Consider the following 18,524-nt stretch of genomic DNA (forward strand, 5'->3'; position numbering starts at 1 on the left):
ACTAGGGGCTGCCATCTTCTTAATAAAGAAGAGCAAGTTCGGTTTCCCTGTCCCATTATTTTTGACCAATTATTGATGAAATTGTGGCTAAAATGGTAACTCTGTTAATTTGTGAAGTATTTCACATGACAATAAACCGAACTCGTTATATGATGATGGTGTAAGGAAGTTTGTTCAGTAGTGAGCAAATGAAACTTAATCAAAAACATATGTAAAAACCTTGTAATGGAGGTCATTGATAATGAAAGCATGGACTGGTTTTAAAGAGGGAAAATGGCAAAAAGAAATCGATGTACGAGACTTTATAGTAGAAAACTTTACACCATATAGTGGGGACGATGCATTTTTAGAAGGACCAACTAAAAGCACGAATGTTCTTTGGGAACAGGTCATGGAATTAACGAAACAAGAACGTGAAAATGGTGGAGTGCTTGATATGGATACAAAAATTGTATCTACCATTACTTCCCATGGACCTGGTTACCTTGATCAGGAAAAGGAAAAAGTGGTTGGTTTCCAAACAGATAAACCATTTAAACGTTCTCTTCAGCCGTTTGGTGGTATTAGAATGGCGGTCGATTCTGCAAAATCTTACGGCTTTGAAATCGATGAGGAGATTGTAAAGATATTTACCGAGTATCGAAAAACGCATAACCAAGGTGTGTTCGATGCCTATACACCAGAAATGAAACTTGCTAGAAAAGCAGGAATCATTACTGGATTGCCTGATGCATATGGACGTGGAAGAATCATTGGCGATTACCGTAGGCTGGCCCTTTATGGCGTAGATCGTCTAATCGAAGATAAGAAGAAAGACCTTCTTGAAACTGGAAATGGCGCGATGTCTGATGACATCATTCGTGACAGGGAAGAGCTTTCCGAGCAAATTCGCGCCCTCCAGGAATTGAAGGAGCTTGCAGTTTCCTATGGCTATGATATTTCAGAGCCAGCTACAAATGCGAAGGAAGCATTTCAATGGCTATATTTTGCCTATTTAGCTGCGATAAAAGAACAAAATGGAGCTGCAATGAGCCTAGGACGTGTGTCTACATTCCTAGATATCTATATTGAAAGAGATCTAGCAAACGAAGTTTTAACCGAGCAGGAAGCGCAGGAAATTGTTGACCATTTTGTAATGAAACTGCGACTCGTGAAGTTTGCGAGAACACCGGATTACAATGAACTATTTAGTGGAGACCCAACTTGGGTGACGGAATCACTAGCCGGTGTAGCACTTGATGGCCGTCCATTAGTTACAAAAAACTCTTTCCGTTTCTTGCATACACTAGACAATCTTGGACCAGCACCAGAGCCAAACTTAACTGTTCTTTGGTCTGTGAAACTACCTGAAAACTATAAAAAATATTGTGCGAAAATGTCTATCAAAACAAGCTCAATTCAATATGAAAATGATGATATTATGCGAGAAACGTATGGTGACGATTATGGTATCGCGTGCTGCGTATCCGCAATGGCAATCGGAAAACAAATGCAGTTTTTCGGAGCAAGAGCGAACCTTGCAAAAGCTTTAATCTACGCAATCAATGGCGGAATCGATGAAAAACTGAAAATTCAAGTGGGTCCAAGCTACGCACCGATTACTTCTGAGTATTTGGACTATGAGGAAGTCCTTCAAAAGTATGATGTGATGCTTGAATGGCTTGCTGGCCTTTATGTGAACACATTAAACATCATTCACTATATGCATGATAAATACAGCTACGAACGTTTGGAAATGGCGCTTCATGATCGTGAAGTTCTACGCACTATGGCATGTGGAATCGCGGGTCTATCCGTTGTTGCAGATTCACTAAGTGCCATCAAGCATGCAAAAGTAAAAACAATTCGTGATGAGAATGGCATTGTTGTAGATTACGAGATTGAAGGGGATTTCCCGAAATACGGTAATAATGATGATCAAGTCGATGAAATCGCGGTTGAGCTAGTGAAACGTTTTATGAATAAAATCAAAAAACATAAAACATATCGCAACTCTGTTCACACTCAATCCATTTTAACAATAACATCTAATGTCGTGTACGGGAAAAAGACAGGGAACACACCTGATGGTCGTAAAGCTGGGGAGCCATTCGCACCTGGTGCAAACCCACTCCATGGCCGCGATACAAAGGGTACACTCGCATCCTTAAGTTCTGTTGCGAAGCTTCCATATGAGTACGCGTTAGATGGTATCTCTAATACATTCTCAATTGTACCGAAGGCTTTAGGCAGAGAGGAAGAAGCAAGAATCAGTAACCTTGCAGGCTTACTTGATGGATATGCAATGAAAAAAGGACACCATCTAAATGTAAACGTCTTTGATCGCGAAACATTAATGGACGCAATGGAACATCCAGAGCTTTACCCGCAATTAACGATTCGTGTTTCAGGATATGCCGTGAATTTTATCAAACTCACAAGAGAACAACAAATTGATGTTATAAATAGAACATTCCATGAAAGTATGTAACTAAAGGGAGGACGGGAAGCATGAACGGACGCATTCATTCCATAGAAACATGTGGAACAGTTGATGGACCAGGACTACGTTATGTCATTTTCACTCAGGGGTGTTTGCTCCGTTGCCAGTTCTGCCATAACCCTGATACTTGGAAATTAAATATGGGGAAGGAAATGAGTGTTTCGGAGATTATGAATGATATCAAAACCTACCTCCCCTTTTTCCAAGCATCAGGAGGCGGTGTGACCGTTAGTGGTGGTGAGCCCTTGCTCCAGCTCGATTTTTTAATTGAACTTTTTAAAGAATGCAAGAAGCTTGGGATTCACACCACAATCGATAGCTCTGGCGGATGCTTTACTCGTGCTCCACATTTCATCGAGCGCTTAGAGGAATTGCTCACCCTGACCGATTTGATTTTACTAGATATAAAGGAAATCGATCCAGTGAAGCATAAGGAATTAACCGGCTTGAGCAACGAACATATTTTAGACTTTGCGCAGTATTTATCAGATAAAAATGTTCCCGTTTGGATTCGGCATGTGTTAGTTCCAACGATAAGCGATAATGATGAGGACCTTACGGAACTATCAGAGTTTATAAGAACCCTAAAAAATGTGGAAAAGGTTGAAGTTCTTCCGTATCACAAGCTCGGAATTTACAAATGGGAAAGCCTTGGCCTTGAATACAAACTAAAAGATGTCGAGCCTCCAACCGAAGAACGAGTCAAAAACGCAGAAAGAATATTAGGGTCATAGGGACAGGTTCCTCGACCTCCCATATTTTTCCTGGGACAGGGGACCTGTCCCTCTGTCCCAAAAAGAGTATGAAGATCGTCTTCATACTTTTTTTCTTTTTGCAGGAGAATATAAAGTTTTTGAGAAATGTAAAGGGATGGAATTATTTTTATAAAGTTGAAACAAATATGCCAGTGAAACGACTTATTCTTGATTGGGGGCGAGGTATTGGAGAATATGTCATTCGATATAGAAAAAATTTACGACATGTATTACCGGGATGTTTATCATTTTGCCTTGTTTTATACAAACAACCGTCAAGAAGCCGAAGACATCACACAAGAAACCTTTATTAAAGTCATCAAAAACATAGGTAGCTTACAAAATCCTGAACGAATGAAAACATGGATTTTCTCAATAGCAAAGCATACAGCAATTGATCTAAAACGAAAACAAAAGTTTATTCAATTTCTACCGGACTGGATCTATGAAAAAGAATCAGAAGAAGCTACACCTGAAAAGAAGGCCATCCAAAAGAAAGAATGGGAAGAGCTGCAGGAGGCACTCATAAGGTTAAAGTCAAACTATCGGACAGTGATTATTTTACGAGGATTAAAAGAGCTGTCAATTAAAGAAACAGCTGAAATCATGGGCTGTAGTGAAAGAAAAGTGCGCGTTGACTACCACAGAGCCATTCAACAAATGAGAAAGCATGTTCAAGTACATGAGGAAGGGTGGGGACTCAATGAACAATCGAAATGATGACAAATGGTTACAGCCCTTAAAAAATCGTCCTGACCTTGAACCGAACCCTGTTTTTGCAAAGGAACTCAAAGAAAAGCTAACAGAAAATCATAAAATAAAACGAAGAAATTATTCAGTGCTAAAAATGTGGCTCCCCTTAACAATGGCAATCATGTTGTTCTCCATCATTACGGTGTCCTATGTGACAAGCAATCAAGAACAAGGGCAGAAGCCGGTGGAGATAGAGGAAGCTTCAAATGTAGTTAACCCAGATTTTGATATGTTATTAGCAGAGAATCCTGCGTATCAACCATTTTACAACTCAGTGCTTAAGGCAACAGGAACAAAAGAAACGAGTAAACTAGTTGTTAATTTTTTTGAGGCATTGCATGTGGAAGATAAGGAATTCCTTAAGAAAAATGTATTTTTTGTGGCCAATCCAGAAAAGGAAGTTGAGGTCCTACTCGATTTTTACAAGGGAATTGATGTGAGTTCATTAGATGCTCACTCGTTTAAAGAGAGTCAGGCTGAACCTAGTATGGAAATTGTCTTTTCCTATATACAAAATGATGAGGATAAACTTCATCACATCTATGTCAACTACTTGGAAGAAGGGAAAGCAGAAATTTATTCGCCACGCGATGAGTTTGTACCAGATGTCGAAAATGATCTTGAGCTAAATGAGCAGGAGAGGGCAGCATACGAAGCATTCAAAGTCGACCATGATCCTGAGGCACTAAGAAATCTCGGACCAATTAGTGTCGCGAAGATTTATATCCAAGCTAATGCAGACGGTGATCAAGAAACATCCTATGCTCTGTATACAACAAGAGAGGAACAAGTCATGTGGTCGATGGAAAAGGATAAGGAGTACTGGGAACAAGAAAATCAAGAAACAAGAGACCCTGAAAATTACAAGAAATCATATTACGGATTAGGGTCAGGTACATTTCAGCAAATGAATGAAAATGAAGGCTACATTTCATTCCGTACTAAAAATGGCGACATGGGCTTCCAAATGGTAAAAGACGAAAACGGAATTTGGAAAGTATCTTTTATGCCAATCCAATAATGAAATGAAAAAATCCAACCTCATTTTAACAGGAGGTTGGATTTGGTTTACTGTAGTTTAAAACCTTCTTCAAATAGATAATCTTCGGCGTCGTCATAGGAGCCAAAAGCTTCTTCTAAATTTAAGCCTGAGTAAATGTTCCACCATTCATCCTCAAGGACAAGTAACAGGGTTTGTCCCTCATCATTCACCCAGCGTTCCTCCTGCCCTTCGCCGATGACCGCATTTTCCCTTGCTAGAGGAGAATTAGCGGAGAGGGATTGAATCGATTCCTTCACAATTTTTCGTAACTCAGCTTCAGAGAAATCCCGTATATTCATAAATCCCTTTTCATCTACATCATAGTTTTGAAGGTTTCCGGCATACACAAACCCATTACCATTTGGATGAAGATGCTGAACGACAATCTTTTTATCAAAGACACTGTCGTTATAATGGAAGTTTACTCTTCCTAAAGATACATCCTTGCGTTGTAGCTCTGAGAATGATTCAATAATTTTAAGTTTTTCCTCGAACGATAACATATGTTTGTCCTCATTTCCTATTGTAATATTTCTTTTACTCGCCCAACCTGACCATCTTCTAGTCGGACTTTGATCCCATGAGGATGAAAGCTAGACTTTGTTAAAATATCTTTGACAATTCCTTTTGTCAGTATACCAGTGCGTTGGTCTTTCTTTAGCACGATTTGCACCTGAATTCCTGGAGTTATATCTGCACGATTTTGCCCATTCATTACGAAAATCCTTCCATTCCTTATTTATTCATTCATTTAGTTTACCTTATATTTCAATATTTATCTTCAAAAAAAACAGATAACCTCGAGGGTCATCTGTTCAAAACAATTGGATCGGGTGCATGGAGGAATCCAATGCTTTGAATTGGTAGCCTTGTTGTTTTAAGTAGTCTAATAGCTTTGGTAAATGGGCAAGTGTTTCAGGTCGTTCGTGCAATAAAATCACTATCGGCTGATTTGCACCATTCAGCTTATTCAACTGTTCAATTACACTATCCACATAGCGGCTATCTCGAAAATGCCAATCACGGCTATCGATGTTCCAATCCCACATTTTATAACCGGCCGTCTCAACTGCAGCCTTGTACCCATCTGTCATATATGGTGAACTGCCAAACGGAGTTCGAATGAGATCCGTTTCGATACCAGTTAGTTCAAAAATCGTCTGTTGCGTTTGGTCCATTTCTCCTACAACGGAGCCGGAAGATTGATAGAATTTGTTTTTATCATGGGTCACGCCATGGAGGCCGACACTGTGGCCGTTACGAACCATTTCTTGAACAGCATCTGGATAATTTTTAATATTGTTGTCTAACATAAAAAAAGTGGCCTTCGCATTATATTGATCAAGTAAAGCAAGGATATCCTTTGAAACCTTATGAGGACCATCGTCAAATGTGAGATAAACCGCCCTTGATGGTGGAACTGGTGTTTCCGTTGGTGCTTCTTGTTTTTCATCGACTACCTGTTCATTATCTACTTCGGGAGTTGTTGGATTCACGGTAACTGGAGCTGGTTCGACTGTAGGTTCTGATGTAGGTGAAGGTTCTTCCTCAGTGGGCTTTGCTTCATCAATATTAATTTTTGGTTTGTCATCTATTTTTAAGTCATCATCTATTGGTTCATTTTTTTCTGGAGCTTCAACAGGTGCTACAACCTCAACAACCGGTTCAGATGCATCTGCTTCTAGAAAAAACTTTGATTTTAGTAGAAAAAAAGAATAAAAGAGTAACAACACAATAAAACCAAACAACGCAATAATTTTTACAATGCTGCCCTTCCCCATTTTTCTCGTACTCGCCATTAAGCATACCTTCTTTGCTGTGATTTTCTTCACTATATATGACGTCTTATGTTGCAGAAAGGTTTCAATAATATTACGACAATTTTACAATAACAAGGACTATCTTACCACATCAAAAGGCTGTGGGAAAGAAGAAACATTGGCAAAAAAAGGTTTTTGATAATAGGAATCTCATAGTCTAATATAAAATGGTTAATTTACTTGTTTCTAACAGGAAAATAGTTAATAATCCACTTATAAACATATTTAGATTGAAGGGGGATCTCGAATTGAAATTAAGGGTTTCAGCCGTGCAATATCATCTTCACACAATTCGTTCCTTTGACGAATTTGCAGCTCAATGTGAGCATTATATAAAAACAGCAATGGAGTTTGACGCAGAGTTTATTTTATTTCCTGAATTTTTTACAACACAGCTTTTATCAATTGGTAGCGAGGACGGCACAAGCCTGACAATCGATGACTTACCAAACTTCACAGAACAATACAGATCACTTTTTTCAAAGCTTGCAAAACAATATAACGTGCACATCATTGGCGGAACACATGTTATCCGTAAAGGCAACCACCTTAACAATGTGGCTCATTTATTTTATCCAGATGGCAGAGTTGGGGAGCAGGCAAAGCTGCATATTACACCAACCGAAGTGAACGAGTGGAATATGTCACCTGGTGAGGACTTCCAAGTGTTTGATACGGAAAAAGGTCGCATTGCCATGTTAACCTGCTATGATATTGAGTTTCCGGAAATTGTTCGAATTGCAAAAGCAAAGGGTGCCGATGTGATTTTTTGTCCGTCTTGTACAGATGACCGTCACGGCTTCCATCGCGTGCGATATACAAGCCACGCAAGAGCAGTGGAAAACCAAGTATATGTTGTTGGAACAGGTACAGTTGGTTCGCTCCCAACCGTTGATTTTATGCGTGCCAACTTTGGGCAAGCAGTGGTAATCACACCAAATGATATCCCATTTCCACCAAAGGGTATTTTAGTTGAGGGCGAAGTTAATAACGACATGATCGTGACTGCTGACCTTGATTTAGATCTTCTTTATGAAGTGCGTGAACGGGGCTCTGTTACAACATGGCGTGACCGAAGAACGGATCTTTACCCTGATTGGAAGTAAAAAAAGGAGTGAATGTGATGGATTATAAAAGAATAACTAGCATCAATGACCCGTTGTTTTTTAAGATGCATGAATTAATGAAGAATGTGTTTCCGAAAGAAGAGGTTCTGGATTTTGAGCTTTGGAAGGATCCTCTTGAAGATCCTAGTATCCGCGTTTTCGTTGCGGTGCATGAGAACGAGGTTATCGGAGCAACTGAATACCGTTATTACCCAGACTGGAATATTGCAATGACCGATTTTACAATCATTGGTCAACCAGGTTTCGGCATCGGTCGTTTCCTAGCGCAAAACCGCAGCAAAGATCTAGAGGAGCTTGCTAGGGCAAACGGAAAAGAGCTATTCGGAATGTTTGCTGAAATCTATGATCCATACAAAGTTGCTCACTATGAGTTTGGGACAGTGAAGCCGATGGACCCATTCGTTCGCCGCGAGGTTCTATCTCATCTTGGCTATAAACGTCTTAATTTTGATTATGTTCACCCATCTTGGAACAATGACGGTGAAGTTGTGAAGGGACTTGATTTATGCTTCATGCCTGGCGATGAAACAGTAAATGAGCTTCCAAGCCAATTAGTTGTTGATTTCTTATCAACCTATTACACCGTTCTTCCAAACAAACCAGCAGAATGGCATGAAATGGTGAATGGGTTAAAGGATAGAGAAACAGTAAACTTACTTCCATTATAAACATGAGGTCCATATTTAAATCACTTTGGTTTAAATATGGATTTTTTTTGTCTGAAAATTGTCTGAAAACCGACATGTGATATAAATCATATTCCATGGGGTACGTGACGATTTACAATGAAAATAGAAGAGTATGTTCAAAGGGTTAACCTTCTGAACAAACCAATATCCAATAAAGCTGGTGATATTGTGATTAGTCAAATTTTAGACGGATTCAGTTTTCACTCCCAATGGAACGGGGGAGTCATCTTTTTTACCTTGATTTTAATTGTCTTATATATGTTCCTTTTACCTACACCAAAGGATCACAAAACGTATAAATCAATTGCATTCGCAGGAAGTATGCTGTTGATTCTTTTTGCTGTGGGAAGTCCGTTGAACCTATTGGGACGAATGCTGTTTCGTGCCCACATCATTCAGATTGTCGTTGTGCTTCTTCTTTCAGCACCGTTAATTGTAATTGGAATGAAGACAAACCTGCTTGAAAAAATAATAAAAAACAATGGTGTGAAAAGGGTATATCGTTTTCTAACCCATCCAGTGTTTGCAATCGTATTATTTCATGGGTTGTTTATTGGATACCATGTACCAGCCATGTTTGACTGGATTCGAACAGGGTATTTTACAAACTATTTCTTTTTAGTTGGGTTGATTTTAGCAGCAGTACTGTTGTGGTGGCCAATCATCGGACCGATTAAAGAGCAAGACCGTATGACCTTTAAGCAAAAGCTTATCTATATTGTGGTCAATATTGTGCTGTTTGTGCCAGTGACACTGTATTTATGGCTATCAAATGGTGAGTTATATTCAGTTTATAGTGACACAAGTCAAATGCTTGCGGCGTTAGCATTATGCATGCCTCTTGGCGAAGAGATTCCACCAAATTTGTTGGAAACATTGCTCCCATATCCACCAATTGGCGAACAAAAGAATGGTGCCATTATTTTATTCATTTCTCAAGCGTTCGTTTTCGGTTTGAGTGCAATATGGCTGTTTATGAAAAAAGGCAGGAAGTGACTTCCTGCCTTTGCTTCATGTCTAGCGCAAGCTGCCTAGCCCCTCGAGGTCACAAGCCAATCGCTTCTGAAGGCAAAAAGGGCCTACTGTCAGCGCTCGTCTTGTGTTATGCCTGACTTGCATAGGACAAGAAAGGCTTCGGGAACATAATCATCGCACGAAGAAAATGCATAGCATTTTCGAGTATGTGCTGACATCGACGTTTGCCACAGGACGTGGCAGTAGTTAGTCGATGTTCCACTTCCTAGGCGCTTGCGCATTTCTTATTAGCTTAGTTTTCCGATATAGGCTAAGTCTGAAACTATGTTTGAGTCGGTGGAGCCATCAAGGATTTTACGAATGTCCTGTAGGGTATCCTGTAAGCTTATTGTTTCACCTTTTTTGCCGGTATAAGCTTCGGCTACATAAAAAGGTTGAGTCAAATAGGCTTCAAGGCGCTCCCCACGTTTGTAGGTTTGAACCTCTGTTTCCGGGAGCTTTTCAAGCCCGTGCACAGTAACAAGTGAACGTAGCTCACGGTATCGGCGTAGTAGTTTTTTTGCACGCTGTTGAATCGTAAAATGTGTTTGGTCTAGGTGCGCCCCTTCAAGAACAGAAGAGGTTGAATATACTGGGTTGACGGCAGGGAATTGATGTCTTGCGGTGAGGTCAGCGTCAAATTGCCATAACGTTTCAAGTGGTCCAAATGGTACATCTTCGTCCACAACTTCACCTTTTAAATCAACAAGGATGGTCGTGACAGAATCAACCCCGATTGAATGTAGCTTCTCCTGGAGGGTTTGAATTTCGCCAGTGATGACATGGGAGCGGTCTGCTGCAAAAGCAACCTCTTTTGTCTTACCTAGCTTTGCGATTTCTTCGTAAGCTTCTTTAATTGTTTTAACCTGGATTTGAACCTCATCTAGAATATCGTTGATTTCCGGATGATCTCCTTCCGGTAAAAGCAATACTGTTGCAAAATCATTGCCGCGTAGGCGATGAAATAATTCAGATAGGACTACAAGCTGCCCCATTCCGGGACGAGCGACAAGACCAACGGTACCACCTTTTGCTAATGGAGCAAAGACATCAAGCGTTTTAATCCCAGTTTCAATCATTTCGATTTTCTCCCCTCGAATTAATAATTCATCCAAACTACATTCTGCCAAATCAGCTAGCGCCACCAATGTGCGCACCTCCGCACGTCCAACGGGAATTTTTCCAGTACACAGATTTGATACAGTGGCTGGGCGTAATCCTACAGAGCGTGCTGCGGTTGTTAAATTTGGTACTCTTCTACGAAGCAAAGATACATTAAGTCGAATATCTTCCAAAATTTTCACCTCCTGTTACTTTTTATAGTAAATGGAATTACGTTTGAAAGCAATAGGCGATTTCGTTAAAGAGTAATTTTTTTTACGGTTTGGTAGTTAGGCGGCGTTAACGCCCATAGAACCAAAATAACGCTCATAGAGCCAATTTTCCCCTAGGGAATACACCTACCATCCCAGCCTCATACTAAGCCTAAAAACTAACAGAGAAGGAGCTATCATGACCGAAATCCTACCTGAATCATTTTTTCATCAACCTACATTAGAACTTGCCAAAGCACTGCTTGGCTGCAAGCTTGTGAAGCGTACTAACCAAGGAATCGCTTCTGGCTACATCGTTGAAACTGAAGCCTATAAAGGTCCGGAAGATCGAGCGGCACACTCGTACCAAAACAGACGGACGAAGCGAACAGAGGTGATGTTCGGCAATCCAGGATATGTCTATACCTATCAGATGCATACACATTGTCTTGTGAATGTTGTCAGCAACGAAGTCGACAAGCCGGAAGCTATTTTAATAAGAGCTGTTGAGCCTGAAGAAGGAATTAATCTTATGTACGAACGACGTGGGCAGATGCCCGCCAAAAACCTAACAAACGGCCCTGGAAAACTAACAAAAGCTTTAGGGATTTCAATGGAGGACTATGGCCGAGCATTTTTCGAACCGCCCATTTACATAGCAAAAGGCTATACACCTGAGAGCATTTCAATTGGACCACGAATTGGTATCGAAAATACAGGAGAGGCAAAGGACTATCCATGGCGATTTTGGGTCACGGACAATCCCTATGTATCCCGCAAAAGATAAGGGTTTGCTCACATCGAGCAGCCCTTTTTTGCATTTAAATCTTACTTCCTCTAAGCCTCAGGTCCTAGTGAAAAATATAACTGTGGCTCATTATAGCAAAATGAAAATCAGGATAAGATTGAATCATGAAAGGAGGAAGTAAACATGAAAAAGTTCGGATTGTTTATTCTTGGAGGTATTGCAGCGATTGTGCTTTTATCACATGTAGGTCCAATGATTGGCCTCGCGATAAGCTTAGCGATTCTGTATTTTGCATTTAAAGGGTTTATCAAAACAGATTCAACACTAGGTAAGGTTCTTTGGGCGATTGTTGGCGTCATCGCACTAACAGCTTCCGCTTCAAATGTACCGGCAATTTTAGGCGTAGTGGCTGCATACATCCTCTATGTTGTCATTAAAAAGTGGAAAAAAGAAAAGCATCAAGTCATTACTGAATCATCAGACCCATTCACTAACTTTGAAAAACAATGGGCTGAATTAAACAAACATTAATTTCTAAAATTCAAGGCTGCGACATCAAAAACAAAAGGAGAATGATACAAATGGCAAACTTATTAACTCGTATGAAGGACACAATCTTAGCAGATTTTCACGGCATTTTAGATGAAAAAGAAAAGAAAAACCCAATCGCATTGCTTAACCAGTACTTACGTCAATGTGAAGCAGAGGTGGAAAAGGTACGCAAGCTTGTAGAGCGTCAGCACTCCCTTAAGGATCAATTTGCAAGAGAACATCGTGAGGCAGCTGGTCTTGCTGAAAAGCGTAAATACCAAGCAGGAGTGGCGCAGCAAGCGGGAGAAACAGAGCTTTATGATTTTGCTGTTCAAGAGCAGGCTGCATATGAAGAGCGCGCTGCTAAATTACAGGAAGCTTTACAAAATGCAGGTGTAGAACTAATTGGGCTTGAGAAAAAATATGAGGAAATGAAACATAAGCTAAAGGATATGCATATTAAGCGTATGGAATTAATGGGACGTGAGAACATTGCACGAGCCAACCACCGCATGAATCAAGTGCTAGACACTAATGCATATACAAATAAAGCATCAAGAACTTTTGAAGAAATGGAATCTTATCTGGATCGACTTGAGAACCAAGTAAATTCTTCTTATCACCGCAACACAATTGATGCAAGAATTGCTCAGCTTGAAAAAGAAGTAAAAAATGAAGAAACACATTCAATTTCATAGTGAAAACATGGTATTCTAAGAAGGCGTAGACAATCTACGTCTTCTTAGCCCAAGTTTACGGATAATAATCAATGCATTCAACTTTATTCAGTTGAAGGTTCATACCTCAATAGTGGGTCAATTAATGTAATAAAATTAAATAATTCAATGGAGGTTTAAACCAAGACTAAATAAAGTAAGCCTCCGGCGGATGCCACGATTTTTAAAAGGAAATTTTTCGAGGCAAGCTCGAAAAAAATCGGGCGCAAATTCGCCAAGGCTCATTTGATTAGGAAGGGAGGACCCAAACCTTGTTAAATAATATAAAATCAGACAAACTTAATGCATTTTTACTTTTTGGAATTATTTTATTAATTATTGAAATTACGTTTTTTAATGGCGGGATCCTTTTCTCTTTTATCATATCGTTTGGATGTATTTATATTGGCCGTAAAAAAATGCCGCGAACCTTTGGGAAAATCTTGTTTTGGTTCGGTTGGATTAGTTTAGCCCTTACGGTTTTAGGGATGATGACAGTCAAATTTTTAATACTTGCTGTCCTTATTTATTTGCTCATTCAATTTTTTCAATCTAAAAAAAATCCTCAATATATAAAACCGGAAATATCAGAAGCGCAAAAATCATCCGCACAGGAAACGATTGTAAAGCGTAAACCATTGTTCTTTAACAATATTTTTGGTCAACAAAAAACACCTGAATATGTGTATGAGTGGAATGATGTGAACATTCAATCTGGAATTGGCGATACAATTATTGATTTAAGTTACACCGTAATTCCTAAGGGTGAATCGGTTATATTCATTCGAAATGCAATTGGAAATGTTCAAATCTTCGTTCCATATGAGATTGATGTGAAAGTTCATCATTCTGTCCTATATGGAGCAACAACTATTTTTGAAAATCATGACCCTAAAATGGTAAACCAAACACTTCATTATCAGACTGAACAATATGATTACGCCGAACATAAGCTTAAAATCGTTACAACAGTGGGAGTCGGAGACCTTGAGGTGAAACGAGCATGAGTACCATAAATAGACAAATGATTGTTGGTATTTGTGTCTCGGTGTTTTTATTTATACTCGCTCATGTCATTGTGTTTATGGCATTTCCGTTAGCGAATTGGGCTGCCCTTTGGCAAACAGAGCTCATGGATTTACCCTATATCATTCTTGTCATAAGCCTGAGCTTAATAGGTGGTCTTATTTTTGGTGTGGTCTCAGGAATGTTATGGAGAAAACAACTAGTTTCAGTATCTGACGCAATCTATCAGGTTGAACAGGGGAGGGCGCTTCCAGAACCTCCTGAAAACCAAATAGCTGAATTCACCACGATTTGGGAGCGAATCAAAAAAGTTCAAACTCATATCGCAGAACAAACAAAGCTATCCCAAAAACTTGCGAATGAAAAAGCAGAGGACCAAGAAAAGCGTATTCAAAAAATTGTGTCCGAGGAACGTAACCGTTTAGCACGTGAGCTTCATGATTCCGTTAGTCAACAGCTTTTTGCTGCATCCATGATGATGTCAGCCATTAACGAGTCAAATACACGTACGGATGAACGTGAAGCAAAACAGTTTATGCTGGTCGAGGAAATGATTCAACAATCCCAACTTGAAATGCGTGCGCTACTTCTTCATTTGCGTCCTGTCGCATTAAAAGGTAAAACGCTTCAGGAAGGAATCGGGGAGCTACTAATTGAACTTGCACAAAAAATACCAGTCACCATTGAAAAGAAAATTGAAGACTTTCAAATCGATAAAGGGGTAGAGGACCACTTATTCCGCATCCTACAAGAGTCAGTTTCAAACACCCTCCGACATTCGAAAGCAAATCAGTTAGAAGTCCTATTAATTAAAAGGGATGATTTTGTTATTTTACGTATTGTTGATGATGGAATTGGATTTGACGTTGAACAAGCGAAGACAGGCTCCTACGGGCTTCAGAATATGTATGAACGCGCAGTTGAAATCGGAGGCACAATGCGAATTGTGAGTCTTAAAGAAAAAGGAACGCGGATTGAAGTGAAAGTACCAATGTTAGAGGGTGGAGAAAATGATTAAAGTACTATTTGTCGATGATCATGAAATGGTAAGGATAGGGGTTTCCTCCTACTTATCAGCACAGCCAGATATTGAGGTCGTTGCAGAAGCAGACGACGGTAAAAAAGGGGTTGAACTTGCATTAGAGCTTCGACCAGATATTATTTTAATGGACCTCGTGATGAAGGAAATGGATGGCATTGAAGCCACAAGGAGAATCATTGAGAGCTGGCCAGAAGCAAAAATTATTATTGTAACAAGCTTTATTGATGATGAGAAGGTGTATCCAGCTCTCGAAGCAGGGGCAACAAGCTATATGCTAAAGACCTCAAAAGCAAGTGAAATCGCTGATGCCGTTCGGAAAACCTATCACGGACAATCGGTTTTAGAGCCAGAGGTTACAGGGAAAATGATGGTTCGAATGAGGCAAAAGGATACGCTTCTTCCCCATGAGGAACTAACAAACCGTGAAATGGAAATTTTACTTCTAATCGCTGATGGAAAAACAAATCAAGAAATCGCCGATGAACTATTTATCGCGTTAAAAACAGTAAAAGTACACGTAAGCAACATATTAAGTAAACTAGAGGTTCAAGATCGCACACAGGCAGTCATATATGCGTTTAAGCATTCTTTGGTAAAATAAGACAAAATTATATAAATTTCGACAAAAAAGCACAGAACACTACCTGTGCTTTTTATTTTTTGGTACTATATGAATAGAGGATAAGTCTTTTTTACTTTGATAGGCATAAAGACCTATTTTGAAATTACCATATTTTATGCGATTAAGGAAAATTTTTATACCATAGTTACTATTTAGTTTGTACTACGGATGGTTTATAATTAAAAAGTCGATAATTGACGAATTGCGTCTGTGACTTTTGTACCTTTTTTGTAATAAAAGAAGGACTTTTGCATATATATATAGAAATATAAGAGAAAATGGAGAAAAAGAGATGCAGAAAATGAAAATCAAACCTACTATTCTTAGTTCTGAAGAAAAAGGTACGTTAAAGTGGTTTTTAGGCCTTTTTTACTTAATAATGATAGTTTATGATATATTTTATTACTATATCTATCCAAAGTTTATTACACATACACCTGTGGGGTTACCTAGCAAATTTGGATATGTTGTATATTTAATAATGTTGGTTATAATTCCTATAGTAATCTATTATCTAGGAAAAAAGGACAAACATTATTTAGTAAAGTATATTGTGGTAATCACTTATCTCATTCTTTCAGTGTTGAATGATGTTTCATTTTATATCAATAGTTCTTCACAATATAAAAGTGGTAATTTAGCTGAAATGTATATTGTTTTGTTTTCTCCAATTTTTGTGAGTAATCGATTCTTTTATGTGGTTTCAATAGGTGCATTAAGTAGATATTTATTAACTGGAGCTATTCTTCAAACCACAGAAGTATTCTTTTTAATGCTAATAACTATTGTCTTTTTAGTAATAGCACTTATATTCTTATTTAGATTTAGATCATATGTAAATGCAGTAAAAACATCGTATAATGAACAGCTTGAAGGAATGGTTAAAGGGGTAATTGCTGCACTTGAATTAAAAGATCCTTATACTAGAGGACATAGTGAAAGAGTTGCAAGTTACGCACTATCTTTAGCAAAAGAAGTAAAACAGTTTTCGAATGAAGAATTAATGGCATTTAATTACGCATGTTTACTTCATGATATCGGTAAGGTAAATATTCCTGACCAAATATTGATGAAGCCTTCTAAACTAACAAATGAAGAATTTGAGATAATTAAGACTCATCCGGTTGTTGGGGAAGAGGCGGTTAAAAATATTGAAGGATTAAAGGGAAATATCTGTGTCATTCGTTCCCATCATGAACGATGGGATGGAAAAGGATATCCAGACAATTTAAAAGGTGAAAACATACCGTTTCTTGCCAGGATTGTTGCAATTGCAGATGCTTTTGATGCAATGACATCATCGAGGTCTTATCGAAGTGCCCTTCCTGCTGAAGAAGCATATAAAAGGATAATTGAGGGACAGGGTACCCAATTTGATCCATATCTTGTTGAAAAATTTAAAAAGGTTTTTCCATCATGGGAAATAGTTACTAAAAAACATGATGTTAGATTATAAGTTTAATATATTACCTTGAAAGGGGGCGTTAATATGAAAATCAGAAAGCTAAAAAAACTAAAAACAACTTGCTGGTGGTGCCCATTCACACCTAGAACACCATGATAATGACAAGGGATGCTTACTTTCGGGTTTGCATCCTTTTTTTTGGTTACTATCTACAAAACAAATTTTAAGATGATATAATTTGCTTACAACACAAACAATAGGGTGAATGTATTGAAACTTACAGAAGAAACGTTACTAACTCTACATGATATTGAAATACGTAAGGATAATAAACACTACATTGTAGAAGATCTTATTACGCAAGAATTCTATGAGATGCCATTAGTTTGTATTGATGCGTTAGATTTAATTCAAAAAGGATTGAGTTTAGGTGAAATTGAGGAACAGTTGATTAAGGCTTATCCAAATGAAGAGATTGATTTAGTTGATTTCGGTGAACAACTTCTTGAATTAAATCTAGTACATTCAGTTGACGGCGAAGAGATTACCTATAAAAAAGGAATAAAGAGTAGGTTAGGGTATGAATGGATACCATCACAATTAGGTAAGATTTTTTTTAATAAGTATACAAACTTCCTATATGGATTATTAGTTATTTTTAATATTGGTATTTTTTGTTTTCGTCCTTCTTTATTTCCGCATTACAAGGACTTATTTGTGTTTGATCTACTATCATTAAACATAGTAGTTTTAGGCGCACTTTCTTTAGTCACGGTTTTGATCCATGAATCTGGTCATATACTGGCAGCTCGGTCATTCGGATTACCTACAAGATTAGATATCGGACATCGATTGTATTTAATTGTTTTTGAAACAGATCTTTCGTTAGCATGGAAACTGTCTTCTAAGCAAAGAAATGTTCTTTATTTAGCAGGTGTCTTTTTTGATAATGTTGTCCTCTTTTTAGCTCTATTGCTACAATTATTTATACCGATTCAATCGAGTATATTGTCAGGTTTAATTGGACTTGTTGTTTTTGATGTAATTGTTAGAATTGTGTATCAAGCTTGTATTTACATGAAAACTGATTTTTATTTTTTGTTTGAGAATTTGACAGGTTCCTATAATCTAATGGAAAATAGCAACCATACGATTAAAAGCTTTTTTTCACGTTCTAAATTGGAGAATAAAGAACTTTTTCAAGGTGAAGAAAAAATAGTAAAATCATACAGCGTTTTTTATATAGTTGGTGTTGGTATTACACTGGGTTTACTTTTTATTTATTTTTTACCCCAACTTCTATATATGGTTGTTAATATTTTACCTGGTTTAAGTAGACCTCTTTCCGATACGTATTTTTGGGATGCAGTACTGTTTGTGATTCAAATTTTAGTCATTATTGGTTTATTATTATATTCATTTGCTAAATCCTATTATAG

Annotated in this window: 19 protein-coding genes; 15 read left to right on the forward strand and 4 right to left on the reverse strand. The window is 38.3% G+C overall.

Annotated features, from left to right (window positions below; translation table 11 throughout):
- Window positions 1-241: 241 nt before the first annotated feature.
- The 4 genes from pflB (at window position 242) to V7112_RS15345 (ending at window position 5,011) form a co-directional block, all read left to right on the forward strand.
- The gene (gene pflB / locus V7112_RS15330) at window positions 242-2,470 is read left to right on the forward strand and encodes a formate C-acetyltransferase (RefSeq protein ID WP_335421305.1); all 2,229 of its coding nucleotides are present in this window, start codon (window positions 242-244) and stop codon (window positions 2,468-2,470) included.
- A gap of 20 nt (window positions 2,471-2,490) precedes the next feature.
- A complete protein-coding gene (gene pflA, locus V7112_RS15335; protein ID WP_335421307.1) occupies window positions 2,491-3,216 on the forward strand; it encodes a pyruvate formate-lyase-activating protein in 726 nt (241 codons plus the stop codon).
- 216 nt (window positions 3,217-3,432) lie between these two features.
- Window positions 3,433-3,957: an RNA polymerase sigma factor gene (locus V7112_RS15340; protein ID WP_335421344.1), complete on the forward strand. Its 525-nt coding sequence runs from the start codon at window positions 3,433-3,435 to the stop codon at window positions 3,955-3,957.
- Window positions 3,941-5,011 carry a hypothetical protein gene (locus tag V7112_RS15345; RefSeq protein WP_335421309.1) on the forward strand — a complete coding sequence of 357 codons (1,071 nt, stop codon included), beginning with the start codon at window positions 3,941-3,943 and terminating at the stop codon, window positions 5,009-5,011. The genes V7112_RS15340 and V7112_RS15345 overlap by 17 nt, the downstream gene beginning before the upstream one ends.
- 47 nt (window positions 5,012-5,058) lie before the next feature.
- On the opposite strand, the gene V7112_RS15350 is transcribed toward V7112_RS15345, so the two are convergent.
- The 3 genes from V7112_RS15350 to V7112_RS15360 all read right to left on the reverse strand — a co-directional run bounded on the left by V7112_RS15350 (window position 5,059) and on the right by V7112_RS15360 (window position 6,831).
- On the reverse strand, window positions 5,059-5,535 hold the full coding sequence (locus V7112_RS15350) for a hypothetical protein (protein ID WP_335421311.1): 477 nt from the start codon (window positions 5,533-5,535) through the stop codon (window positions 5,059-5,061).
- A 17-nt stretch (window positions 5,536-5,552) separates the two neighbouring features.
- Complete coding sequence (locus V7112_RS15355) at window positions 5,553-5,747, reverse strand: YwbE family protein (RefSeq protein WP_335421313.1); 195 nt, start codon at window positions 5,745-5,747, stop codon at window positions 5,553-5,555.
- A gap of 100 nt (window positions 5,748-5,847) precedes the next feature.
- Window positions 5,848-6,831 (reverse strand): polysaccharide deacetylase family protein, encoded by a 984-nt coding sequence (locus V7112_RS15360; protein ID WP_335421316.1) that lies wholly within the window; start codon window positions 6,829-6,831, stop codon window positions 5,848-5,850.
- 269 nt (window positions 6,832-7,100) lie between these two features.
- On the opposite strand from V7112_RS15360, the gene V7112_RS15365 reads away from it, so the two are divergent.
- The 3 genes from V7112_RS15365 to V7112_RS15375 all read left to right on the forward strand — a co-directional run bounded on the left by V7112_RS15365 (window position 7,101) and on the right by V7112_RS15375 (window position 9,664).
- On the forward strand, window positions 7,101-7,958 hold the full coding sequence (locus V7112_RS15365) for a carbon-nitrogen hydrolase family protein (protein WP_335421318.1): 858 nt from the start codon (window positions 7,101-7,103) through the stop codon (window positions 7,956-7,958).
- Window positions 7,959-7,975: 17 nt separating this feature from the next.
- Window positions 7,976-8,647 carry a GNAT family N-acetyltransferase gene (locus V7112_RS15370; protein WP_335421321.1) on the forward strand — a complete coding sequence of 224 codons (672 nt, stop codon included), beginning with the start codon at window positions 7,976-7,978 and terminating at the stop codon, window positions 8,645-8,647.
- Between the two features lie 117 nt (window positions 8,648-8,764).
- Entirely contained in the window at window positions 8,765-9,664 is a 900-nt protein-coding gene (locus V7112_RS15375; RefSeq protein ID WP_335421323.1) for a cytochrome c oxidase assembly protein, read from the forward strand.
- Between the two features lie 266 nt (window positions 9,665-9,930).
- Here V7112_RS15375 and V7112_RS15380 read toward each other — a convergent pair whose 3' ends face one another.
- Window positions 9,931-10,977, reverse strand: a complete 1,047-nt coding sequence (locus V7112_RS15380) for an ATP synthase beta subunit C-terminal domain-containing protein (protein WP_335421325.1) — start codon at window positions 10,975-10,977, stop codon at window positions 9,931-9,933.
- 217 nt (window positions 10,978-11,194) lie between these two features.
- Here V7112_RS15380 and V7112_RS15385 point away from each other — a divergent pair, with 217 nt between their 5' ends.
- The 8 genes from V7112_RS15385 to V7112_RS15420 all read left to right on the forward strand — a co-directional run.
- A complete protein-coding gene (locus V7112_RS15385; RefSeq protein ID WP_335421327.1) occupies window positions 11,195-11,782 on the forward strand; it encodes a DNA-3-methyladenine glycosylase in 588 nt (195 codons plus the stop codon).
- Between the two features lie 144 nt (window positions 11,783-11,926).
- The gene (locus V7112_RS15390) at window positions 11,927-12,274 is read left to right on the forward strand and encodes a flagellar basal body rod protein (RefSeq protein WP_335421328.1); all 348 of its coding nucleotides are present in this window, start codon (window positions 11,927-11,929) and stop codon (window positions 12,272-12,274) included.
- Window positions 12,275-12,324: 50 nt separating this feature from the next.
- Window positions 12,325-12,972 carry a PspA/IM30 family protein gene (locus V7112_RS15395; RefSeq protein ID WP_335421330.1) on the forward strand — a complete coding sequence of 216 codons (648 nt, stop codon included), beginning with the start codon at window positions 12,325-12,327 and terminating at the stop codon, window positions 12,970-12,972.
- Between the two features lie 290 nt (window positions 12,973-13,262).
- Window positions 13,263-13,997: a cell wall-active antibiotics response protein LiaF gene (gene liaF, locus V7112_RS15400; protein WP_335421331.1), complete on the forward strand. Its 735-nt coding sequence runs from the start codon at window positions 13,263-13,265 to the stop codon at window positions 13,995-13,997.
- Window positions 13,994-15,034 (forward strand): sensor histidine kinase, encoded by a 1,041-nt coding sequence (locus tag V7112_RS15405; RefSeq protein WP_335421333.1) that lies wholly within the window; start codon window positions 13,994-13,996, stop codon window positions 15,032-15,034. Before liaF ends, V7112_RS15405 begins: the two co-directional genes overlap by 4 nt.
- Window positions 15,027-15,659: a response regulator transcription factor gene (locus V7112_RS15410; protein WP_335421335.1), complete on the forward strand. Its 633-nt coding sequence runs from the start codon at window positions 15,027-15,029 to the stop codon at window positions 15,657-15,659. Before V7112_RS15405 ends, V7112_RS15410 begins: the two co-directional genes overlap by 8 nt.
- Before the next feature lie 313 nt (window positions 15,660-15,972).
- Entirely contained in the window at window positions 15,973-17,136 is a 1,164-nt protein-coding gene (locus V7112_RS15415) for an HD-GYP domain-containing protein (protein WP_335421338.1), read from the forward strand.
- A 219-nt stretch (window positions 17,137-17,355) separates the two neighbouring features.
- A partial coding sequence (locus tag V7112_RS15420; RefSeq protein ID WP_335421340.1) for a hypothetical protein occupies window positions 17,356-18,524 on the forward strand: 1,169 nt, incomplete at its 3' end.

It is taken from the genome of Bacillus sp. JJ1566 (genome assembly GCF_036962685.1).
GTDB lineage: Bacteria > Bacillota > Bacilli > Bacillales > Bacillaceae_L > Ferdinandcohnia.

Bases quoted from the DNA above. Each gene is read 5' to 3' on its own strand.
- pflB (WP_335421305.1), top strand. From the start codon at position 242: ATGAAAGCATGGACTGGTTTTAAAGAGGGAAAATGGCAAAAAGAAATC.
- V7112_RS15340 (WP_335421344.1), top strand. From the start codon at position 3,433: ATGTCATTCGATATAGAAAAAATTTACGACATGTATTACCGGGATGTT.
- V7112_RS15350 (WP_335421311.1), bottom strand. From the start codon at position 5,535: ATGTTATCGTTCGAGGAAAAACTTAAAATTATTGAATCATTCTCAGAG.
- V7112_RS15385 (WP_335421327.1), top strand. From the start codon at position 11,195: ATGACCGAAATCCTACCTGAATCATTTTTTCATCAACCTACATTAGAA.
- V7112_RS15415 (WP_335421338.1), top strand. From the start codon at position 15,973: ATGCAGAAAATGAAAATCAAACCTACTATTCTTAGTTCTGAAGAAAAA.
- V7112_RS15405 (WP_335421333.1), top strand. From the start codon at position 13,994: ATGAGTACCATAAATAGACAAATGATTGTTGGTATTTGTGTCTCGGTG.
- V7112_RS15360 (WP_335421316.1), bottom strand. From the start codon at position 6,831: ATGGCGAGTACGAGAAAAATGGGGAAGGGCAGCATTGTAAAAATTATT.
- V7112_RS15410 (WP_335421335.1), top strand. From the start codon at position 15,027: ATGATTAAAGTACTATTTGTCGATGATCATGAAATGGTAAGGATAGGG.
- V7112_RS15390 (WP_335421328.1), top strand. From the start codon at position 11,927: ATGAAAAAGTTCGGATTGTTTATTCTTGGAGGTATTGCAGCGATTGTG.
- V7112_RS15375 (WP_335421323.1), top strand. From the start codon at position 8,765: ATGAAAATAGAAGAGTATGTTCAAAGGGTTAACCTTCTGAACAAACCA.
- V7112_RS15345 (WP_335421309.1), top strand. From the start codon at position 3,941: ATGAACAATCGAAATGATGACAAATGGTTACAGCCCTTAAAAAATCGT.
- pflA (WP_335421307.1), top strand. From the start codon at position 2,491: ATGAACGGACGCATTCATTCCATAGAAACATGTGGAACAGTTGATGGA.
- V7112_RS15355 (WP_335421313.1), bottom strand. From the start codon at position 5,747: ATGAATGGGCAAAATCGTGCAGATATAACTCCAGGAATTCAGGTGCAA.
- V7112_RS15395 (WP_335421330.1), top strand. From the start codon at position 12,325: ATGGCAAACTTATTAACTCGTATGAAGGACACAATCTTAGCAGATTTT.
- V7112_RS15370 (WP_335421321.1), top strand. From the start codon at position 7,976: ATGGATTATAAAAGAATAACTAGCATCAATGACCCGTTGTTTTTTAAG.